The 3753-nt window shown below is 64.4% G+C and carries 3 protein-coding genes and 1 pseudogene; all 4 read left to right on the top strand.

Annotated elements, in window-relative coordinates; genetic code table 11:
* Positions 1-174 precede the first annotated feature (174 nt).
* A complete protein-coding gene (locus EN750_RS23290; RefSeq protein ID WP_127397770.1) occupies positions 175-1449 on the top strand; it encodes a histidine kinase in 1275 nt (424 codons plus the stop codon).
* The gene (locus EN750_RS23285; RefSeq protein ID WP_127397769.1) at positions 1449-2171 is read left to right on the top strand and encodes a response regulator transcription factor; all 723 of its coding nucleotides are present in this window, start codon (positions 1449-1451) and stop codon (positions 2169-2171) included. Before EN750_RS23290 ends, EN750_RS23285 begins: the two co-directional genes overlap by 1 nt.
* Positions 2172-2284: 113 nt before the next feature.
* The gene (locus EN750_RS23280; protein WP_245482779.1) at positions 2285-3253 is read left to right on the top strand and encodes a YihY/virulence factor BrkB family protein; all 969 of its coding nucleotides are present in this window, start codon (positions 2285-2287) and stop codon (positions 3251-3253) included.
* A 195-nt stretch (positions 3254-3448) separates the two neighbouring features.
* Positions 3449-3753, top strand: a pseudogene (locus EN750_RS23275) (SMP-30/gluconolactonase/LRE family protein); the annotation flags it as partial.

Raw genomic sequence — 3753 nt, 5'->3', positions numbered from 1 at the left:
GCGAAAAACCCGCCTGTGCGGCGGGTCACTGGCGCAAATCAGCACCATGGCCAAAAATGTACCATAGCTGAGATCACCGAGTCAAGAAAAAATTCCTATAGCCAACGGCGCCGTCGTTGACAGCGGCGGCGGCATGCGTCCACTATTTCGCGGCACGGGAGGATCGTGAAAGCAATGGCGGAAGTGTCCCTGGTCCTGATCGACCGGCTGCTGGCGATATCGCGGGCGCTTGCCGGCCATATCGATCCCGGCACGGCGTTCCGCGCGACCGCCATCGAGATCGGCACGCTCATCCCGCACGACCATATCGATCTGGCTGTGCTGTCTCACGATGGGCGCATGCATGCCTGCTACGAAGCCGGTTTCCACACCAGTTGGAGCGAGCTCGCCCAGCATCCGGTGGAAGGCAGTCCGATTCGCTTCGTGTTGTGGGGCAAGACGCCTTACCTGTTGTCGGACAACGCGCTTGTCGACGACCGTTTTCATTTTGCCGGCGCTTTCGACGAGCCGATTTTCGCGGCCAAGCTGCGCAGCCGCATCATCGTGCCGCTCAGGGCGCGCGGTAGCGTCATCGGCGCGCTCAACATCAGCCGGCACGAAATCGGCTGCTACACGCTTGCCGATGTCGCGGTTGCCCAGCAATGCGCCGATCTGATCGCGCCCTATATCTTCGCGCTGATCCAGACCGAGGAGGCGCGCCGCGCCATGCTGGCCGAAAGCGACGCGCGCAACCGCGTCGAACTGCTGCGCGTCGGCGCCTCGCAATTGACCGAGGGCATGGAGCGCGAACGCCGCCGCATGGCCATGGACCTGCACGACCAGACGCTTGCCGATCTCGCCCGCATCGCCCGCCAGCTTTCGGCCCTTCGCGGCCAGGGCGTGGCGCGGGCCGCGCAGCTTGCCGACCTCGAGCAGGAGGTCGCCGGCTGCCTGACGGAACTGCGCCACATCGTCGACGCCATGCGGCCGAGCGTGCTCGAACTGTTCGGCCTGCGCGATGCGGTCGAAGCACATCTCAACCGCAGTGTCAGCAAGGCCAAGCCGCCGATCGCCGTGCGCATCGCCGACACCAGCGACGGCGGTGCCGACAGCCTGGCCGAGCCAGTGCGGACCGCGCTCTACCGGATCGTGCAGGAAGCGATCAACAATGCCGTTCGCCATGCCGCGCCGCACCGCATCGACGTGCTGTTGGCGTCGACCGCGAGCGTGCTGCGGGTCATCGTGACGGATGACGGCCAAGGCTGCGGCACCGTCGACCCGGCCGCGTATGGCGGCATCGGCCATATGCACACGCGGGCAGCCCTTATCGGGGCGCGGCTGCGTATCGGCCAGGCCGGCCGCAAGAACGGCGGCACCCGTGTCGTCGTCGAGATCGACCGCCAGCCGTCGCGAGAATTGGCGGCGGCTGCAGCGGTGCCTGGCGAGTTCGCCGTATCGGAGGCCATGTGATGCTTGTGATGATCGCCGAGAATGACGGGCTGCACCGTAGCTTCGCGCGGCGAACGGTGGAGCAGCTGTGGCCCGGCGACGTCGAGGTGATCGAAGCGAGCGACGGCGAGGACGCCATCAACCTGGCGGCCGAACGCGAGCCACTGCATGTCGTGCTCGATTTGCAGATGCCCAAGGCGACGGGAATCGAAGTTGCCAAGGCGATCTGGAACCGCCGCGCCGGCACGCACATCCTGTTTTGGTCGAATTTCGCCGACGAAGCCTATGTGCGCGGCGTGGCGCGCATCGTGCCGCCCGGTTCGGTCTACGGCTATGTGCTCAAATCGGCGACGGAGGAGGGCATGCGGTCCGCGCTGCGCGGGGTTTTCCGCGAAGGCCACTGCATCATCGACCGCGAAATCCGCGGCATCCAGCACCGCGTGCAGGACAAGTTCGAGGGCATCACCGACGGCGAATATGAGAGCCTGATCGACATCGCGCTCGGCCTGACCGACCGGGCGATCGCGGCGCGGCGCGGCCTGTCGATCCGTGGTGCGCAGAGCCGCATCAAGCACTGCTACGACAAGCTCGGCATCGTGCCGGCGGAGGACGGCGTCGGCGATGCTTCCGTGTTCAACTCGCGGACGCGGGCGATCTATCTCGCCATGGCGCGTGGCCTGATCAACATCGACGCACTGCGCCGCGAACAGGACCGGCTCGATGCCTGGCTGGCGGAGCACTGAACAGCGGCGGCCACGCCCCGGAACTTCGGAAGGTCAGGCGCATTGCTAGTGAACGCCAACTCAATGCCTGCGGACCCGAAGTGCGACCCTCAATCACAGATTCATGGCACCTGGTGCGTGAAAGCATAGTCGGCTTCATCAACGACAATGCGCTTAGCCATGGTGCTGCGATGGCTTTCTATGCCACCACCTCGCTGGCGCCGATCTTGCTGATCGTGGTTGCGATTGCTGGTCTCGTCTTCGGCCACGATGCCGCACAATTGGCCTTGTCCGCGCAGATATCAGGGCTCATGGGACCGGAAAGCGCCGATCTCCTGAAGACTGCGCTGGAAAGTGCATCCGGCAGCCTGTACGGCACCTGGGCCGCGATCATAGGGCTGGTCACCTTGCTGGTGTCCGCGTCTGGTGTCTTCGGCGAAATGCAGCAGTCGTTGAACACAATCTGGAAGATCGAACCGCAGGGCAACTCCCTGTCGCGTCTGGTGCGGGCGCGGGCCGCCAGCCTCGGGTTGGTGGCCGCACTCGGGTTCCTGTTGCTGGTCTCTCTCATCGCAAGCGCCGCGATTTCGGCACTGGGCGATTTCATCAACGCCCATCTGCCGTTTGGAACGATCATACTCAGCGGGATCAACGGCGTCGTTTCGTTTGCACTTATCTCCGTGATGTTTGCCGCCATTTACAAGGTTCTACCCGATCGAACCCTGGAATGGCGCGATGTGGCAATTGGCGCTGTCGGGACCGCGGCCCTGTTCACACTTGGGAAATCGCTTATCGGCTGGTATATCGGCACCAGCGCGGTTGCGTCTTCGTATGGCGCCGCTGGCGGCCTGCTCGTCATACTGCTCTGGGTTTACTACTCGTCGGAAATTTTCCTCCTCGGTGCCGAGTTCACGCGCGCCTATTCCGTTCGGCACGGCAGCCGGTCCGATCTGAAAACCTTGGTTCACAGCCCTTTACCCGCGCAGCACGACTCGGCTCGAACACAACAGGAGTCCAACGCTGCAGGCGTGGTCGTGCTCGTGGCTGTGGCGTGCGCGAGCGCAACCTTGACCGCGCTTTTGCGGAGTGGTCGCCGGCCCTGATCTGACGTCGTCGCTATCCTGTGCTCGATAGGCACGGCCGACTGTGCAAACGCACAGTCGACCGTGCGCTTTGACCCGTATCGGCTCGTCGGTACCGCGCCTACGCTCTGCCCCAACAAGAAGACTATAACGGGAAGCGCTCATGCCATTCGTCACCATGCGGAGTAGCACGGCTGTTCGCGCCGGGAGCCGATGATGTCGGTGTCGGCGCGTGCGCGCCATTCCGGCTTCGACGATGTCGTCGGCGATGCGACCATTGAGACCCTGGCGAGCGGCTTCGGCTTCCTAGAAGGGCCGGTCTGGCACCCCTACGAGAAATGGCTGGTCTTCTCCGACATTCCGGAAAGTCGGATGTATCGCCGCAGTGCCGAAGGCGAGATCGAGCTGTTCCGCGCGCCGAGCCACAAGGCCAATGGCAACACGCTGGACCGCCAGGGGCGGCGGGTCACCCGGCTCGTTGCGTGCTCGCAGGTGACCAGCCGCCCCTGGCGGTCCAGCGT

The organism is Mesorhizobium sp. M7A.F.Ca.ET.027.03.2.1 (genome assembly GCF_003999175.1).
Lineage (GTDB): Bacteria > Pseudomonadota > Alphaproteobacteria > Rhizobiales > Rhizobiaceae > Mesorhizobium.
The sequence above is the reverse complement of the archived record's forward strand: the minus strand, read 5'-3'. Positions and strand labels throughout refer to the sequence as shown.

Bases quoted from the DNA above. Each gene is read 5' to 3' on its own strand.
- EN750_RS23290 (WP_127397770.1), top strand. From the start codon at position 175: ATGGCGGAAGTGTCCCTGGTCCTGATCGACCGGCTGCTGGCGATATCG.
- EN750_RS23285 (WP_127397769.1), top strand. From the start codon at position 1,449: ATGCTTGTGATGATCGCCGAGAATGACGGGCTGCACCGTAGCTTCGCG.